Annotated in this window: 14 protein-coding genes; 8 read left to right on the forward strand and 6 right to left on the reverse strand. The window is 38.1% G+C overall.

What is annotated here, in order from left to right; genetic code table 11:
- Positions 1–3 precede the first annotated feature (3 nt).
- The 6 genes from mnmG to rpmH all read right to left on the reverse strand — a co-directional run bounded on the left by mnmG (position 4) and on the right by rpmH (position 6135).
- Positions 4–1893, reverse strand: coding sequence for a tRNA uridine-5-carboxymethylaminomethyl(34) synthesis enzyme MnmG (gene mnmG, locus F4V44_RS23955; protein ID WP_150442525.1), 1890 nt, complete (start codon positions 1891–1893; stop codon positions 4–6).
- Positions 1894–2145: 252 nt separating this feature from the next.
- A complete protein-coding gene (gene mnmE / locus F4V44_RS23960) occupies positions 2146–3531 on the reverse strand; it encodes a tRNA uridine-5-carboxymethylaminomethyl(34) synthesis GTPase MnmE (RefSeq protein WP_150442526.1) in 1386 nt (461 codons plus the stop codon).
- Positions 3532–3907: 376 nt separating this feature from the next.
- Positions 3908–4528, reverse strand: a complete 621-nt coding sequence (gene jag / locus F4V44_RS23965; protein WP_150442527.1) for an RNA-binding cell elongation regulator Jag/EloR — start codon at positions 4526–4528, stop codon at positions 3908–3910.
- Positions 4525–5313 (reverse strand): YidC family membrane integrase SpoIIIJ, encoded by a 789-nt coding sequence (gene spoIIIJ, locus F4V44_RS23970; protein ID WP_150442528.1) that lies wholly within the window; start codon positions 5311–5313, stop codon positions 4525–4527. The genes jag and spoIIIJ overlap by 4 nt, the downstream gene beginning before the upstream one ends.
- Before the next feature lie 162 nt (positions 5314–5475).
- The gene (gene rnpA / locus F4V44_RS23975) at positions 5476–5847 is read right to left on the reverse strand and encodes a ribonuclease P protein component (RefSeq protein ID WP_150442529.1); all 372 of its coding nucleotides are present in this window, start codon (positions 5845–5847) and stop codon (positions 5476–5478) included.
- Between the two features lie 153 nt (positions 5848–6000).
- Positions 6001–6135 carry a 50S ribosomal protein L34 gene (gene rpmH / locus F4V44_RS23980; protein ID WP_071393109.1) on the reverse strand — a complete coding sequence of 45 codons (135 nt, stop codon included), beginning with the start codon at positions 6133–6135 and terminating at the stop codon, positions 6001–6003.
- 718 nt (positions 6136–6853) lie between these two features.
- Between rpmH and dnaA the strand changes: the two genes are divergently transcribed.
- The 8 genes from dnaA (at position 6854) to F4V44_RS24020 (ending at position 17593) form a co-directional block, all read left to right on the forward strand.
- Positions 6854–8200, forward strand: coding sequence for a chromosomal replication initiator protein DnaA (gene dnaA / locus F4V44_RS23985; protein WP_150442530.1), 1347 nt, complete (start codon positions 6854–6856; stop codon positions 8198–8200).
- A 250-nt stretch (positions 8201–8450) separates the two neighbouring features.
- Positions 8451–9587 carry a DNA polymerase III subunit beta gene (dnaN, locus tag F4V44_RS23990; protein WP_150442531.1) on the forward strand — a complete coding sequence of 379 codons (1137 nt, stop codon included), beginning with the start codon at positions 8451–8453 and terminating at the stop codon, positions 9585–9587.
- A 263-nt stretch (positions 9588–9850) separates the two neighbouring features.
- A complete protein-coding gene (gene yaaA / locus F4V44_RS23995) occupies positions 9851–10060 on the forward strand; it encodes a S4 domain-containing protein YaaA (RefSeq protein WP_150442532.1) in 210 nt (69 codons plus the stop codon).
- Positions 10061–10088: 28 nt separating this feature from the next.
- On the forward strand, positions 10089–11207 hold the full coding sequence (gene recF / locus F4V44_RS24000; RefSeq protein WP_150442533.1) for a DNA replication/repair protein RecF: 1119 nt from the start codon (positions 10089–10091) through the stop codon (positions 11205–11207).
- Positions 11208–11216: 9 nt separating this feature from the next.
- Complete coding sequence (gene remB, locus F4V44_RS24005; RefSeq protein WP_150442534.1) at positions 11217–11462, forward strand: extracellular matrix regulator RemB; 246 nt, start codon at positions 11217–11219, stop codon at positions 11460–11462.
- Positions 11463–11675: 213 nt separating this feature from the next.
- On the forward strand, positions 11676–13598 hold the full coding sequence (gyrB, locus tag F4V44_RS24010; protein ID WP_150442545.1) for a DNA topoisomerase (ATP-hydrolyzing) subunit B: 1923 nt from the start codon (positions 11676–11678) through the stop codon (positions 13596–13598).
- A gap of 228 nt (positions 13599–13826) precedes the next feature.
- Positions 13827–16352 (forward strand): DNA gyrase subunit A, encoded by a 2526-nt coding sequence (gene gyrA / locus F4V44_RS24015; protein WP_396897517.1) that lies wholly within the window; start codon positions 13827–13829, stop codon positions 16350–16352.
- A 161-nt stretch (positions 16353–16513) separates the two neighbouring features.
- On the forward strand, positions 16514–17593 hold the full coding sequence (locus F4V44_RS24020; protein ID WP_150442536.1) for an HD-GYP domain-containing protein: 1080 nt from the start codon (positions 16514–16516) through the stop codon (positions 17591–17593).
- The last annotated feature ends 253 nt before the right edge of the window (positions 17594–17846 follow it).

Raw genomic sequence — 17846 nt, forward strand, 5'->3', positions numbered from 1 at the left:
TGTTTAATCATTGGATACTTTTGCAATCTTCCCTTGCTCTAAGTAGACAAGCAGGATTGAAATATCTGCAGGGTTCACACCTGAAATTCTGGATGCCTGTGCAAGCGATAACGGACGAATCTTCTCTAATTTCTGCCTTGCTTCAGTGGCAAGTCCTGAAATCGCCTGATAATCAATATTTTCCGGAATCTTCTTATCCTCCATTTTCTTCAACCGTTCTACCTGTTGCAGGGATTTTTCTATATAACCCTCATACTTAATTTGGATTTCTACTTGCTCCTTTACTTCTGAATCGAGCTCTACTTCACTTTTCGCAACCTTTTCAATATGCTCATACTTCATTTCCGGACGTTTTAAGAGGTCAGAAGCTCTGATTCCATCCTTAAGCTCGCTGCCGCCAGCACTTTTAATTAAATTTTGAACCTCTTGATTTGGTTTCAGAATAAGGTTCTGAAGGCGTTCTTTCTCTTCCTCAATTGCTTGTTTTTTCTTCGCAAAGCGCTCGTAACGGTCTTCCGAAATAAGACCAATTTGGCGGCCAATTTCAGTAAGGCGCAAGTCTGCGTTATCATGGCGAAGCAGCAAGCGGTATTCCGCTCTTGAAGTCAGTAAACGATAGGGCTCATTTGTACCCTTTGTAACGAGATCATCTATTAACACACCGATGTAGGCATCGGAACGGCTTAAGATTAATTCTTCTTTTCCAAGTACGTTTAAACCGGCATTGATACCAGCTATTAATCCTTGGCTCGCTGCTTCTTCATAACCTGATGTCCCGTTAATTTGACCGGCAGTATACAGATTTTTAATTTTCTTTGTCTCTAATGTTGGCCACAACTGTGAAGGCTCCATGGCATCATATTCAATTGCATAGCCTGCCCGCATCATTTGTGCATTTTCCAATCCAGGGATTGATTTTAAAATGCGGTGTTGAACATCCTCAGGCATACTGGTAGATAAACCTTGGACATATACTTCCTCTGTATTACGGCCTTCAGGCTCAAGAAAGATTTGATGTCTTGGCTTATCACTGAACCTCACAATTTTATCCTCAATAGAAGGGCAGTATCGTGCGCCTGTTCCTTTTACCATACCTGAGAACATTGGTGCCCGGTGAAGATTTTCATCAATAATTGTATGTGTCTCTTCATTCGTATAAGTAAGCCAGCATGGCAGCTGATCAGTGATATATTTTGTTGTTTCATAAGAAAAAGCACGGGGCTCTTCATCTCCAGGCTGAATCTCAGTTTTACTATAATCAATTGTCCTGCTATTCACCCGCGGAGGAGTTCCAGTTTTGAAACGAACAAGATTGAAACCAAGCTCCTCCAAATGCTCAGAGAGCTTAATAGATGGCTGCTGATTATTCGGGCCGCTGGAGTATTTTAATTCGCCAAGAATAATTTCACCGCGCAGGAAGGTTCCCGTTGTGATAACAACGCTTTTGGCATGATATACGGCTCCAGTCTTAGTTATAACCCCTTTACAAATACCCTCTTCAATGATTAATCGTTCGACCATTCCTTGAATTAATGTTAAGTTTTCTTCATTTTCCAGTGTTTTTTTCATTTCAAACTGATACGATACCTTATCAGCCTGTGCTCGTAAGGCACGGACAGCCGGCCCCTTACCTGTATTCAGCATTCTCATTTGAATATAGGTTTTATCAATGTTTTTGCCCATTTCTCCGCCAAGAGCATCGATTTCTCTAACTACAACCCCTTTTGCCGGACCACCGACAGATGGGTTACACGGCATGAAAGCGACCATATCTAAATTAATTGTAATCATTAAGGTCTTGGCACCAATGCGGGCTGCCGCGAGTCCTGCTTCACAGCCAGCATGTCCAGCTCCAATTACAATCACATCATAATTACCTGCTTCATATTGCATGGTAGTGTTGCCTCCTAAACTAATTTGCATTTCGAGGGCCCTCAAGGTCTAGAACAAGCAGACGTTGCCACAGGATGTGGTGCTCTTAGTCTGAGTTCCTTTTGCGACTAAGGTGCCTCCGCTTTTCTATTTGTCTAGCTGCGGCACCTACCCCCTTGAGGTCATAAGCCAATCTGTCAAAAAGGTTAAAGAACAACCTTCTTGACGGCTCGTCTTATGCCTATCGGGGGTGACCAAGGTGCCTCCGCTTTTCTATTTCCCTAAACAAAACTGGGAGAATAATTGGTTAATCAAGCTGTCTTGAACACTTTCACCAATAATTTCTCCTAACAGTTCCCAGGTTCTTGTTAAATCTATTTGAATAATATCTACCGGCGTATCTATTTCAATTCCTTCTAATACATCATTAATAGCCGTATAGGCCTGATCCAATAATGCGATATGACGGCTGTTTGATACATAGGTCATGTCGCCCGATTCAATCGATCCCGTAAAGAAAAGATCGGCAATTGCCTCTTCTAACTCTTCAATCCCTTTTTCCTCAATAAGAGAAGTCGTAATCAGCTTATGATTGCCAGCTAACTCCTTCACACGATTCATATCGATTTTTTGCGGTAAGTCTGTTTTATTCACAATAATAATGACATCCATATCCTTTACGACATTAAAAAGATTCTCATCTTCCACCGTTAATTCATCAGAATAATTTAGAACAAGTAAAATAAGGTCTGCTTCCTTCAGTACCTGTCGTGACCTTTCGACACCAATTCTCTCAACAATATCCTCTGTTTCACGAATACCTGCTGTATCCAGCAATCTCAAAGGAACTCCACGCACATTTACATATTCTTCGATTACGTCACGTGTTGTACCTGGAATATCAGTCACAATCGCCTTATTTTCCTGAACAAGACTATTTAAAAGAGATGACTTCCCGACATTAGGACGGCCAACAATGACTGTTGATAATCCTTCGCGAAGGATTTTTCCTTGTGAGGAAGTTTGTAATAAATGTTCAATTTCCTTTTTCACATAGGACGCCTTTTCCTTCAACATTTTATGGGTCATTTCCTCAACATCGTCATATTCAGGATAATCTATATTCACTTCAATTTGTGCTAAGGTCTCAATCAGCTCCTGTCGAAGCCCTGTAATCAGCTTGGACAATCTGCCTTCCATTTGACCAAGAGCCACATTCATCGCTCGGTCTGTTTTTGCACGAATTAAGTCCATAACCGCTTCAGCCTGTGATAAATCAATCCGGCCATTCAGAAACGCCCTTTTCGTAAATTCACCAGGCTCTGCAATACGAGCGCCGTTCTTTAAACAAAGCTGCAGTACTCTGTTCACCGATACTAAACCGCCGTGGCAGTTAATTTCGACAACATCCTCTTTTGTAAAAGTTTTCGGTCCCCTCATGATGGACATCATCACTTCTTCAGCAACCTCATTTGTCTTTGGATCAATAATATGACCATAATGAATTGTGTGAGATAGTTCCTCACTTATTTTTTTTCCGCCTACACTTCGAAAAAGCCTTTCTGCAATAGAAAAAGCCTGGTCCCCGCTTAAACGGACAATCGCAATCGCTCCCTCTCCCATTGGAGTCGAAATTGCTGCAATCGTATCAAATTCCACTCTATTCACCTCTCTTAACGAAAAGCGCATATTACGCCTCGCCCTATCCATGATTGTATTAAAGCTCCACTTAATGAGCTAGAGTTATCCACTACCATTGTTAGCACAAAAAAGAAATTCTTATACTTCGCCCCCATTAATGGAAGTTTACTTTATCCACATTTTTTAAGCTCATCATTTTATTTTAACTTATCCACATGTGAATAACAATAAAGCACTTCGCTTTGATTATAAAAAACATATTAAACTAGAAAACAAATCTTCAATCAAGGAATTTACTTTCCGTAAACAAGTATCAGGGGACGCCCAAGTTAATAGCAATTTTTCATAAAACACAAAAAGAAGCTGTCACCCGGAGGTTCAGCTTCTTTAATTATTATTTATTAGGTGCAATTACAATGTGTCGGTGAGGATCAGCACCGCTAGAATATGTTGTAATCCTTTTGTTCCCCATTAAAGCAGTATGGATGACCTTACGCTCGTATGATGGCATTGGTTCTAAAGCAACCTCTTTACCAGTTTGAACAACCCTTTGCGCCAGCTTTTCAGCTAAATGGATAAGCGTTTCATTTCTTCTCTCCCGGTAATCTTCAGCATCCAGGATAACATTTAAATATTGATTGGAAAAACGATTAACTACCAATTGAGTTAAATACTGCAGGGAATTAAGAGTCTGTCCTCTTTTACCGATAAGCAAAGCAATCTTTTCGCCAGACAGCTTTAATTTAACCTGCTTTCCGCTTTTCTCTACAGAAATGGTAATTGAAGCTCCCATTTTTTCGCATACATCCAAAAGGAATTTTTCTGCCTCTTCAATGGGATCCATTTTAATTGAAACCTCTACAACAGCAGGACGCGAGCCAAAGATTCCGAAAATGCCCTTTTTTCCTTCATCGATAATCGAAATATCTGCCCGATCCTCCGGTATTTGTAATTGAGCTAAAGCTGATTCAACTGCTTCTTTGACAGTTTGTCCCGTAGCAGTAACCTGTTTCACTTTTTTGCTCCTCCCGATTTGGCCGCAGCTGCTGCTTTTAGATCCGGCCCTTTAATGAAATATGTTTGGACAATCATAAATAAGTTACCTACTACCCAGTAAAGCGCAAGAGCTGCTGGGAAATTTATGGCAAATACAACGATCATGATTGGCATTAACCAAAGCATCATAGCCATTTGAGTAGCCATTTGCGGATTGCTGTCCATACCGACCATTGTAATTTTTTGTTGAATAAACGTTGTCACACCAGCAATAATCGGCAATAAGTAGAATGGGTCTGGAGCTGCGAGATCAAACCAAAGGAAGTTTGCATGCTCCTGCAATTCCGGTGTTCTCATAATAGCATGGTAAATCCCGATTAAGATTGGCATTTGAACAACAAGCGGCAAACATCCCGCAAGTGGATTAACACCGTATTTCTGAAATAACTCCATTGTTTCTTGCTGCAATTTCTGCTGTGTCTTCTGATCCTTAGAACTGTACTTTTCTCTCAGCTTTTGTAACTCAGGCTGAATAGCCTGCATCGCCTTAGAACTTTTTGTTTGCTTAATCATTAACGGTAAAATGACTAGCCTAATAATAATGGTCACAAGAATAATGGCTAGACCAAAACTTCCGCCTGCAAATTCAGCAACTTTCACAATAAACAATGAAAGCGGATAGACAATATACTGATTCCAAAAGCCTTCGCTTTCTGAAGTAATCGGATCGTTGACCTCCGTACAGCCTGCTAAAAGGGCCACGACAAAAACCAAGCCGATTAACAAAGATATTCGCTTTTTCAACCGTTTTTTCCTCCTTAAAGCATATAAGGTATTTTTTCGTTTTATTTCGTGTCACACTTTCTTAACTACTAACTCTATATACAGCCTAAACCATTTTACCATTTTTTAATAGTAAACGCTTTTAATATGAAAAAATATAAGCTGAAATTTACATTTCAGTTCCTATTTTTCACTTTTTCTTACATTTTCCTGGACCTTTTTGAATACCTTTGCCAGCTTTAAAACATGTGTCAGGCTCTTTTGGACTTCAAAATAATCCATATCTGCTGTTGGTTTTCTAGCAATAATAATATAGTCTAAATCATTATGTATACAACCATCAAATTCATGAAATACCTGTCGAACATATCTTTTAATCTGATTTCGAGTAACTGCATTTCCTATTTTTTTGCTTACAGATAGCCCAATTCTAAAATGTCCTTGTTCCGGCTTTTTTAATGTATAAACAACGAATTGTCGATTAGCAACAGATTTTCCTTTTTTAAATACTTCTTGAAAATCTTCATTTTTTTTCACTCGATACTCTTTTCTCATTCTGGATCCACCTACATTTACATTCGTTCAAGGGAGACTTCTCTTTTCATTATTCCCACTCTGCGTTTTCAGAAACTTTCCTAGCTGACAATTTTTGCAGCACATTATACTTTTTTACCTAATGAGAAAAAAGACCACTGACATTTCAGTGGTCTAGGCAGATAATACTTTTCTTCCTTTACGACGACGACGTGCTAGAACGTTACGTCCGTTTGAACTACTCATACGAGCACGGAATCCGTGAACTTTACTATGTTTACGTTTTTTAGGTTGATATGTTCTTTTCATTATATGACACCTCCCTCGAGGAATTGCTCTTAAAGACAGTATTCTAATTATATATAGGGTGATCGAAAAATGTCAACACTCTTAATAGTATATATCACCATAATTAATTTTTCCACCACCAAATATTACCTCGAATTTCATCTAATGTCACGAGTAAAAATAACCAAAATGAGATAAGAGTTCAAAATTTAGCATCCAGTAATCCCTTTTATTCAGTTAGATAGGAACGGATAGAATATTAAAAATGCGAAAAAAATTTTTTTCTGCAGAATCAGCACAATTACTACATATCGTCATAAGTTGAATTTGTGGATTATTTTCGACAGCTTTTCCTGTTATCCACAACATATATTTACAGGTTTTTCACATAACCACTACCTGTGGACATTTATTAAACACAACCTGTTTAGCTTGTGGATAAACTCTGAAAAACCGTTGCAGTTCTAGCATTTATTTGATATTATATTTGTGTTTTCACCCTTAGCAAGTTGTCCACAAAACATTCTTATCCACAAACTGTTGATAAGTTGTGAATAAGTTATCCACTTTGGTTAATAAAGGTTGTCCACATCTAGTGGATATTGTCGAAAGGTTATATTATTTCCTTATTAATATATTTATCCACAATCATCGTCTCGTATATAGATCATGTATAGGTTGTACTTTGCTGTATAACCTATTGTTTTTTATGCGAACTAGAGTAAAGGAGGGATAACTGTTGGAAAATATTACGGATCTTTGGAATAGTATATTAGCTAATGTAGAAAAGAAGGTTTCAAAGCCCAGCTTCGATACATGGCTAAAAGCTACGAAGGCCCATTCCCTTCAAGGAGATTCTTTAGTTGTAACTGCTCCAAATGAATTTGCACGAGATTGGCTCGAAGAAAGATATTCTCCCTTAATTACCGGAGTATTGTACGAAATTACTGGGGAAGAATTCACTGTCAAATTTATTATTCCGCAAAACCAGGCCGAAAAAGGAGATAAATTGCTGTCTCCTCCGAAAGAAACAAAGAAGGTCGATAACCATTCAGAATTTCCTGCTAGTATGCTGAATGAAAAAAACACCTTTGATACCTTTGTTATTGGATCAGGAAATCGATTTGCCCATGCAGCCTCATTGGCTGTAGCTGAAGCGCCAGCAAAAGCCTACAACCCATTATTCATCTACGGAGGGGTTGGTCTCGGAAAAACCCACTTAATGCATGCGATTGGTCATTACGTTTTATCTCATAATCCTTCTGCAAAGGTTGTTTATCTTTCTTCAGAGAAGTTTACAAACGAATTTATCAATTCTATCCGAGATAATAAAGCGGAAGAATTTCGTAATAAATATCGAAATGTAGATGTTCTCCTAATTGATGATATTCAGTTCTTAGCTGGAAAAGAATCAACTCAGGAGGAATTTTTCCATACATTTAACACGCTGCATGAGGAAAGCAAACAAATTGTCATTTCTAGTGACCGGCCGCCAAAGGAAATTCCAACACTAGAGGAACGGCTGCGCTCACGCTTTGAATGGGGACTTATCACAGATATTACACCACCTGATTTGGAAACAAGGATAGCTATATTACGGAAAAAGGCAAAAGCGGATGGGCTTGATATTCCAAACGAAGTCATGCTTTATATTGCTAACCAAATCGATTCAAATATCCGCGAACTAGAAGGTGCGCTGATTCGGGTCGTTGCGTATTCTTCATTGGTTAATAAGGATATTAATGCTGACTTAGCTGCCGAAGCACTGAAAAATATCATTCCTACTTCAAAGCCTAAAGTCATCACAATTCAAGAGATTCAGCGAGTGGTTGGAGAACACTATAATGTAAAATTAGAAGATTTCAAAGCGAAAAAGCGGACCAAATCGGTTGCCTTTCCAAGGCAGATTGCTATGTATTTGTCGAGAGAACTTACCGATTTTTCTCTTCCGAAAATTGGTGAAGAATTCGGCGGACGTGATCATACAACGGTTATCCATGCTCATGAAAAAATTTCGAAATTACTCCAATCTGATAATCAACTGCAAAGAGAGTTAAAGGATATACATGAGGAATTAAAGATTTAACTATTTTTACTGCTATTCTATAAATACCTTTATTCCATTGTTTCAAAAAGCAAATCTACTATAACCTTTATACAATAGAATTGTGTGAATAACTTTGCCGGGTTTGTACACAGTCTATCCACATGTGGATAGACTGTGTTTCCTTATCTTTTTTTAAGTTATCCACATAATCACAGGCCCTACTATTATTACTATTATTTTTAATAAAAAATATATATATAAATTAGCCTATAACGGAGGATTAAAAATAATGAGATTTATAATCCAACGAGATCACTTAGTTCAAAGTGTCCAGGATGTTATGAAAGCAGTAACGAGCAGAACAACGATTCCCATTCTGACAGGAATCAAGATTGTTGCATCAGATGAAGGAGTAACGTTAACTGGCAGTGATTCCGATGTTTCAATAGAATCTTTTATTCCAAAAGAAGAAGAAGATAAAGAGATTGTTGAAATCAAACAAACAGGTGCAATCGTATTGCAAGCCAGATTCTTCAGTGACATGGTGAAAAAGCTGCCTTCTGATAAAGTCGAAATTGAAGTACAAAATCACTTACAAACGGTTATTCGCTCTGGTAATTCTGAGTTTAATTTAATTGGTCTTGATGCAGATGAATATCCACATCTTCCTCAAATTGAGGAGGAAAATGTTTTTAAAATACCAACTGACTTGCTTAAAGCAATGATTCGACAAACATCATTCGCAGTGTCCACCTCAGAAACACGCCCGATCTTGACAGGTGTCAACTGGAGGATCGAAAATAACGAACTGAACTGTATTGCAACAGATAGTCACCGCTTAGCGTTAAGAAAAGCAAAAGTAGAGTTTGATTCATCTGCTCACTACAATGTTGTCATTCCAGGAAAAAGTCTGAATGAATTGAGTAAAATTCTTGCGGATAACAATGAGTTAATTGATATTGTTATTACAGAAAATCAAATTTTATTTAAAGCAAAGCATCTCTTATTTTTCTCAAGACTGTTAGAGGGGAATTATCCTGATACCTCCAGATTGATTCCAACGGAAAGTAAAACGGAAATTGTGCTTCAGACAAAAGAGTTTTTGCAAGCCATTGACCGGGCGTCATTGCTAGCAAGAGAAGGTCGAAATAATGTTGTTAAGTTTGCCACTTTAGAAGATAAAATGATTGAAGTCTCTTCTAATACGCCTGAAGTAGGAAAGGTAGTGGAGGAAATTAAAGGTCTTTCTGTCGAAGGAGAGGAACTTAAAATTTCATTCAGTGCCAAATATATGATGGATGCCCTAAAGGCGTTGGAAGGAACAGAAATAAAAATAAGCTTTACTGGGGCAATGAGGCCTTTTATTATTCAGCCAATTAATGATGAATCCATACTTCAATTGATACTGCCTGTGCGAACCTATTAATTCTATCTTCTAGCGATAAATCGTTGCATATTTTAAAGCTGCCGTTGATTTCGGCAGCTTTTCCTATAATCTAGCTCCAATGCTTAGACCTTGCCTATCCTTATGGGATAGGTTGCAGCGGCTTTTAATAGACGTTCTGTCTCCCTAGAGACTTGCACTTTTCTAATAAAAACATCTAAAATGGTTCCTGTTACCTTTGTATAGTTCGTAAATATTTAGTAAAATGAAGTATTAGATATTATTGATGACGGAGTGAAGTCAGCGTGAAAACGATAAAAATTGAAACAGAGTATATTACACTTGGCCAATTTCTGAAAGCTGCAGATGTTATTTCGACGGGTGGAATGGCTAAATGGTTCTTAAGTGAAAATGAGATACTCATCAATGGAGAAAAAGACCAAAGACGGGGCCGAAAGCTTCGTTCCGGTGATAAGATCGAAATCCTTGGTCTTGACACATACATCCTTCAATAGGGTGATCAATTTCCAAAGGATGAATGGAATGTTTATCAAACAATTGCAACTGAAAAATTATCGGAATTATGAAGAACTTGATATTCAGTTTGAAAACAAAGTAAATGTGATACTTGGGGAGAATGCTAACGGAAAAACAAATGTCATGGAGTCTATTTATGTTTTAGCTATGGCAAAATCCCATCGTACATCTAATGATAAAGATCTTATCCTTTGGGACAAGGATTATGCTAAAATAGAAGGTAGGATTCAAAAACAACATGGTGCTTTGCCAATGGAACTTGCTATTTCAAAAAAAGGGAAAAAGGCAAAATACAACCATATTGAACAGAAAAGGCTAAGTCAATATGTAGGAAATATGAATGTGGTCATGTTTGCACCGGAAGATCTTAATCTTGTTAAAGGGAGCCCGCAGGTTAGACGACGTTTTATTGATATGGAGATCGGGCAGATTTCTCCTGTGTATTTGCATGAAATTGGTCAGTTAAATAAAATTCTTCAGCAGCGTAACCATTGCTTGAAGCAGCTGCAGGCAAGGAAACAATCGGATGAAACCATGCTTGATATATTAACAGAGCAATTTATTGCAATAGCTGTAAAAATTATTTCAAAACGTTTTGAATTCCTTCACTTGCTTCAAAATTGGGCGATGCCTATTCATGAAGGTATTTCACGCGGCCTTGAAACATTAAAAATTAAATACAAAGCGTCTGTTGATGTATCAGAAGAACAAGATTTGTCGAAAATGAAAAATATATATGAAAATAAATATAATCAAGTAAAGAAAAGAGAGATTGACCGTGGAGTAACATTATTTGGTCCTCAACGGGACGACCTTCTTTTTTTTGTGAATGACAGAGATGTGCAAACGTTTGGGTCACAAGGGCAGCAACGGACAACAGCCCTATCGATTAAATTGGCAGAAATCGAACTCATTCATGCCGAGATTGGAGAGTATCCAATCCTATTATTAGATGATGTACTGTCAGAACTCGATCATTATCGGCAATCTCATCTGTTAAATACCATCCAAGGAAAAGTGCAGACCTTTGTTACGACAACTAGTGTGGAGGGAATTGACCATCAAACATTAAAAGAAGCATCTACCTTTTATGTGAAAAATGGAACGATAGAAAAGATTCAGTGAGGTGGAAGATTGTATATTCATTTTGGAGAGGAAACCATTATAAAGACAAAGGACATTATTGCTATCATTGATAAAAATAGCTTTACTTCTTCAACAAACATGGATGAATTTTTACAAAAGTATAAGGATCAATCGGAACACATTACTAAGGGGTCTTACAAATCCGTAATTGTTACTGCTGAACAAATCTACTTTTCCCCGTTAGCTTCTAGTACCTTGAAAAAGCGGTCGCAAAAATGGGCCGTTTCTGACTGATAGTCTAGTGTTGGGACTACATTTCATAAACAATTTTTACAAATAATCCTTTTTTCGTCCATGACAGTTTTATTATAGATTTATCACTAATAGCAGCTTTTATTTTATTCAAAGAGGTTTTCTTATCCAGGATATCCTTAAACTTGTATATAGTTAAGTTTTTATAGATTTCGTAATCAACACCAAAGGAAAGTGTAGGTGACTGTTATGGCAATGGAGCAAAATGCAGTTCCTGAACAAGCATATGATGCCGATCAAATACAAGTCCTAGAAGGTCTCGAGGCAGTAAGAAAACGCCCCGGAATGTATATTGGTTCAACAAGCGCAAAAGGTCTCCACCATTTAGTATGGGAAATCGTTGATAATAGTATCGATGAGGCATTAGCCGGCTATTGTACGGAGATTAACGTAGCAATTGAAAAGGACAACAGTATTACTGTGACCGATAATGGGCGTGGAATACCTGTTGGAATTCAAGAAAAAACCGGTCGCCCAGCAGTTGAGGTAATTTTAACCGTGCTTCATGCCGGTGGTAAATTTGGCGGCGGAGGGTATAAAGTTTCCGGGGGACTGCACGGGGTTGGAGCTTCGGTTGTTAATGCTCTTTCAACAGAGTTAGAGGTTTTTGTCCACCGTGAAGGAAATATTCACTATCAAAAGTTTAACAGAGGGGTACCAGCCGCAGATTTAACTATTGTTGGTGAATCAGATAAGACAGGTACGATTATTCACTTCACACCAGACCCGGAAATTTTTAAAGAAACAACTGAATTTGAATACGATGTACTGGCAACAAGAATTAGAGAACTGGCCTTTTTGAATAGAGGTTTATCCATATCGATTGAAGATAAGCGCGTGGAAAATAAAAAGGCTGAGTATCATTATGAGGGCGGTATTAAATCCTATGTTGAGCATTTAAATCGTACTAAGGAAGTTCTGCATGAGGAACCGATTTATATGGAAGGCGAGCGTGAAGGAATTTCAGTAGAGGTTTCTATTCAATATAATGACAGCTATACGGGAAATATCTATTCGTTTGCTAATAATATTCATACTTATGAAGGCGGAACACACGAGTCTGGTTTTAAAACAGCTCTGACAAGGGTTATTAATGATTATGCAAGAAAACACGGGCTTATTAAAGAGAGTGAAACGAATCTTTCCGGAGAGGATGTTAGAGAAGGGTTAATTGCCATTGTTTCAATAAAACATCCAGATCCACAATTTGAAGGTCAGACAAAAACAAAGCTGGGTAACTCAGAAGTTCGTGCAATTACTGACTCTGTTTTTGCTGATCATTTTGAAAAATTCTTACTAGAAAACCCCTCAGTGGCCAGGAAGATAGTTGAAAAAGGTTTAATGGCTACTAGAGCTAGATTAGCGGCGAAAAAAGCCCGTGAACTAACAAGACGTAAGAGTGCCTTAGAGGTTTCTAGTCTGCCTGGAAAGCTTGCTGATTGCTCTTCTAAAGACCCTTCTATCAGCGAAATTTATATCGTAGAGGGTGACTCTGCAGGAGGTTCTGCAAAGCAGGGGCGTGACCGACATTTCCAAGCAATTCTTCCGTTAAGAGGGAAAATATTAAATGTTGAAAAGGCTCGCCTTGACCGGATTCTATCAAACAATGAGGTCCGTGCTATGATTACAGCAGCTGGAACAGGCATTGGGGAAGATTTCGATATTTCTAAGGCAAGATACCATAAAATTGTTATCATGACAGATGCGGATGTAGACGGTGCCCATATTCGGACACTCTTACTTACATTTTTCTACCGTTACATGAGACAAATCATTGAAGCAGGCTATATATATATTGCCCAGCCTCCGTTATATAAAGTACAACACGGGAAAAGAATCGAGTATGCATATAACGACAAACAACTTGATCTGATAATGGAAACTTTCCCACCAACGCAAAGGCCGAATGTGCAGCGTTATAAAGGTTTGGGAGAAATGAATCCAGAGCAATTGTGGGAGACAACAATGGACCCGGAAACACGAACACTATTGCAGGTTAGCCTAGAGGATGCCATTGAAGCGGATGAAACTTTTGAAATGTTGATGGGAGATAAAGTTGAGCCGCGTCGTCAGTTTATTGAGGAAAATGCTTTATATGTTAAAAATCTTGATATTTAGGAAGTAGATACTTCACTGTTTTGTTAAGCCGGGATAGATATGATTCTATCCCGCTTTCATGATTTTGATCATAAATAGGGGCTTATATGCCGCTTTCAGCGGCCTTTAGGATCTTAATATAAATAAATTTCGACCCAGGAACGATGGATATCGTTTCATAAAAGGGAGGTTTATAAATTGTCTGAAACGCCAAATTCTAGAGTAAAAGAAATTAATATTAGTCAGGAAATGCGGACATCCTTCTTGGATTATGCGATGAGTGTTATCGTATCACGGGCACTTCCAGATGTACGTGACGGTCTAAAGCCTGTTCATCGTCGTATATTGTATGCAATGCACGACCTTGGCATGCACGCAGACAAGCCTTACAAAAAGTCCGCCCGTATTGTTGGGGATGTTATCGGTAAATATCACCCACACGGTGACTCGGCTGTTTATGAAACAATGGTAAGAATGGCGCAGGATTTTAACCAACGATATATGTTAGTTGACGGTCATGGTAATTTTGGCTCCATTGACGGTGACTCAGCAGCTGCCATGCGTTATACAGAAGCCCGAATGTCTAAAATTTCAATGGAATTATTAAGAGACATTAATAAAGATACCATTGACTATCAGGACAACTATGATGGTGAAGAGAGAGAGCCTGTTGTATTACCGTCTCGTTTCCCTAACCTGCTTGTGAATGGGACTTCAGGGATTGCTGTTGGTATGGCCACTAATATCCCGCCGCATCAGCTTGGAGAGGTAATTGATGGGGTTCTTGCTATTAGTCGTGATCCTGATATTACTATTCCAGAGCTTATGGACATTATTCCTGGTCCGGATTTCCCTACAGGTGCTTTAATTCTTGGCCGAAGCGGAATTCGCAAGGCTTATGAAACAGGCAGAGGTTCAATTAAAGTCCGTGCAAAGGTCGAAATTGAACAAAAGTCAAATGGAAAAGAAGTTATCATCGTTAATGAAATCCCTTACCAGGTGAATAAGGCAAAGCTGATTGAAAGAATTGCCGAGCTTGTACGCGAGAAGAAAATTGACGGAATTACAGATCTTCGTGATGAGTCTGACCGCAGAGGCTTGCGAATTGTTATTGAGGTTCGTAAGGATGCGAATGCGAATGTTTTATTAAATAACCTTTATAAACATACAGCATTACAAACAACCTTTGGAGTTAATTTGCTTGCGCTTGTGAACGGAGAGCCAAAGGTTCTGGATTTAAAGCAATGTCTTGTTTATTATCTAGATCACCAACGAGTCATTATTAGAAGAAGAACTGAATTTGAATTGCGTAAAGCAGAGGCGAGAGCCCATATTTTAGAAGGGTTACGAATTGCGCTTGATAACCTTGATGCAATTATTACGTTAATTCGGAATTCGCAAACAACAGATATTGCTCGTGAAGGCTTAATGACAACGTTTAATTTGTCTGAAAAGCAGGCACAGGCTATTCTTGATATGCGTCTGCAGCGTTTAACAGGTTTGGAACGTGAAAAGATCGAAGAAGAATATCAAAACCTTGTTAAATTAATTGCAGAGTTAAAAGCAATTTTAGCAGATGATGAGAAGATCCTTGAGATTATTCGCGAGGAATTAACTGAAATTAAAGAGCGTTTTAACGATGAAAGACGCACTGAAATTGTTGCAGGTGGAATCGAAGAAATCGAGGATGAAGACTTAATTCCACGTGAAAACATCGTTATTACATTAACACATAATGATTATATTAAGAGACTTCCTGTCTCAACATACCGTTCTCAAAAAAGAGGTGGACGTGGGATTCAAGGAATGGGGACAAATGACGATGACTTTGTCGAGCATTTGATTACGACTTCTACCCATGACACGATTCTATTTTTCACCAATAAAGGGAAGGTGTACCGCGCGAAAGGATACGAAATCCCGGAATTCAGCAGGACTGCGAAAGGGATTCCAATCATTAACTTGTTAGGAATTGAAAAAGATGAATGGGTAAATGCCATTATACCTGTTGCAGAATTTGAAGATGATTGGTTCTTATTCTTCACAACAAAGCATGGCGTTTCAAAACGATCGCCAATTACTTCTTTTGCACATATTCGAAACAGCGGCCTAATTGCCTTAAATTTAAGAGAAGGGGACGAGTTAATATCTGTCCGTCTAACAGATGGTAATAAAGAGATTATTATCGGAACGAAAAACGGTCTCTTAATTCGATTCCCTGAAACAGATGTACGTTCAATGGGAAGAACAGCTTCAGGGGTTAAGGGAATCTCTTTAAATGAAGATGATGAAGTCGTTGGAATGGAAGTTCTTGAAGAGGGTTCGGAAGTGCTGATTGTTACTCAGAACGGTTACGGAAAACGCACCCCGGCTGTAGAATATCGCCTACAGAGCAGAGGTGGTAAAGGGATTAAAACATGTAATATTACCGAGAAAAATGGCAGCCTGGTGTCAATGAAGGTTGTTGCCGGCGAAGAGGACATTATGATTATTACAACAGGCGGCGTTCTGATACGTATGGCGGTCAGTGATATTTCTTCAATGGGAAGAAATACACAAGGTGTAAGACTTATCCGCTTAGACGAAGATGAACAAGAATTTGTTGCAACAGTTGCTTTGGTTGAAAAAGATGAAGAATCTGAGCGTGTTTCTCCAGAAACAGAGGATACAGAAGAAGAGATGGTCTCTGAATTAGAAACACAATATAGCACCGATGATGAAGATAACGCAGCAGAAGAAGAGGAAGAAAATACCGAAGCAAATGATGAAGAATGATAGAATGGGAAGAGAAGCGCTAAAAATGGCGCTTCCTTTTTTGTATTAAATATCCCTATTATGTCCATATGCACTCTTGACTCCTTTATTTTTACTATTGCAGTATTCTTTCTAACCAAAGTACAATAATAAATGAAGACGTATTTTATGAAGGTGAAACTATGCGTGTTATAACAGATTATTTAATAGAGGGGTGTATTGTCTCTGAGGATATCCTTGGAAGGACAGAACACCCGATTATAAAGAAAAATACCGTTTTAACAAATCAACTAATTGATATATTGAAATTATTTCTCGTTCGTAGTGTTGAGGTTGACAAATTACTCGTAAATGGAACTCCATTTATCCCGCCTGATCAACCTCAGATGGAACAATTTTCTCCAGTTAGTATAGGGAATAATGACTTTACTAGATTATTCTTACAGGCTTCAGAGGAGTATAATAAGCATTTTCAAATGTGGCAGTCAGGAATGCCAATTGATATGGCGAAAATTAGACTGATACTCTTGCCTTTACTAAATGAAGATGTAATAAATTCGTCAGTGATATTTTCCCTGCATCATTTTTCAACAAAAGAAAGATATTCTTATCAGCATGCTGTTGCAGTTGGGTTGCTTTGCGGTTATATTGCTAAGAAGCTTCAATATTCTACAGGAGACGCAGTTCAGGCAGCTATAGCCGGGATATTAGCGGATTGCGGAATGGCAAAAATAAATCCAAGAATCCTTCAAAAGAAGACAGCATTATCACCTCAGGAGTTTGAAGAAGTTAAAAATCATCCTAAATACAGTTATCAAATGGTTCATGATTTACCTCTACTAAAAAAAGGGGCTAAAGTGGCCGTTCTTCAACACCATGAACGTCTAGATGGAAGTGGATATCCAATCTCTCTAAAAAGTAATATGATTCATCCAATAGCGAAGATTATCGCTGTGGCGGATACATATCATGCCATGACTTCTGAACGATTATACAGGAAGAAACAATCACCTTTTAAAGTGCTTGAAATGATGCAGCAGGACTACTTTGGGAAATTTGACTTAGCTGCTTTAAATGCATTAAGCAGCGGAATCATTCATTTTTCAATAGGAAGTAACATTAAGCTCTCGAATGGGAAGTTAGGCGAGGTCTTATTTATCTCTGAAAAGTCTCCGACAAGACCTTTAGTTAAATTATTTGATTCTGAGGAGATTTTGAACTTAGAGGAAAATATCAATTTATACATTGAGGAAATTTATTAGTTTTAAGATAAAAGTATTGCGTATCTATTATTATCCTGTTATAATTATTCAAGTCAGTAACGAGACATTATTTCCCACTAAGATGGGAGTAAATATTATTGACATTTTTGCTGAAAAAGTGATATATTATCAAAGTCGCTTTTAGAAGACAGTGATTGCTCTTTGAAAACTGAACAACAAAAAAGCCAACGTTAATTCAAGTTGCTATATAGCAACATTATTTATGAGCAGTCAAACGATTCTTTTGGAGAGT

Origin of the sequence: Niallia endozanthoxylica, from assembly GCF_008710145.1 — a bacterium.
Taxonomy (GTDB): Bacteria; Bacillota; Bacilli; order Bacillales; family Cytobacillaceae; genus Bacillus_BD; species Bacillus_BD endozanthoxylica.